Below are 600 nucleotides of genomic sequence, written 5' to 3'. Positions count from 1 at the left end.
GCGGATCACCCACTCGAAGGCGGCGAGATCCGGATACTCGCGCATCAGCCGGCCCGATTCGTCGAGCACCGCCTCGATCTGATCGATGGCGGTCCCGGGGCCCGCGGCGGCCGCCCGCAGCCGGGGCAACGCGACGTCGGTGCGTGCCGCGATCGCGGCCTTGATCAACTCGGCCTTGTTCGGAAAGTAGTTGTACAGGCTGGCGCTCGTGACGTTCGCGGTGCGAGCGATCTCACGGATGGTGGCTCGCGAGTATCCCACCGTGGCCACACAGCGCATGGCGGCGACGATGATCCGCCGGCGGGTCTCCTCGCCGCTGGCGCCGACCGGGCGGCCCAATTGCGACGGTGCGACGCTCATGCCGCGCGGAACCCGCCGCGGGCCGGTCCATCACACACTGCGCACCTCCGCGCGGAAGCCGGAACTAATCGATCACTCGATTATATTCGACGGTGTCGGGCACGAGAGCCGGCGGACAGGACGCGCGAGTGGGGAGAGCACGGTGACGCGGGCGCAGCGTGGGCGCCCGGTCGGCGCCAGCGGCGAGGAGACCCGCCGGCGGATCATCGTCGCCGCCATGCGCTGTGTGGCCACGGTGGG

1 protein-coding gene and 1 pseudogene are annotated in these 600 nt (G+C 70.8%); one reads left to right on the top strand and one right to left on the bottom strand.

What is annotated here, in order from left to right:
- The coding region (locus A5711_RS19655) for a TetR/AcrR family transcriptional regulator (RefSeq protein WP_156745000.1) at nucleotides 1-360 on the bottom strand (360 nt) is incomplete at its 3' end.
- Nucleotides 361-502: 142 nt separating this feature from the next.
- On the opposite strand from A5711_RS19655, the pseudogene A5711_RS27740 reads away from it, so the two are divergent.
- Nucleotides 503-600: pseudogene (locus tag A5711_RS27740) on the top strand (TetR/AcrR family transcriptional regulator); the annotation flags it as partial.

Source organism: Mycobacterium sp. E2238, assembly GCF_001672665.1.
Classification (GTDB): domain Bacteria; phylum Actinomycetota; class Actinomycetes; order Mycobacteriales; family Mycobacteriaceae; genus Mycobacterium.
The sequence above is the reverse complement of the archived record's forward strand: the minus strand, read 5'-3'. Positions and strand labels throughout refer to the sequence as shown.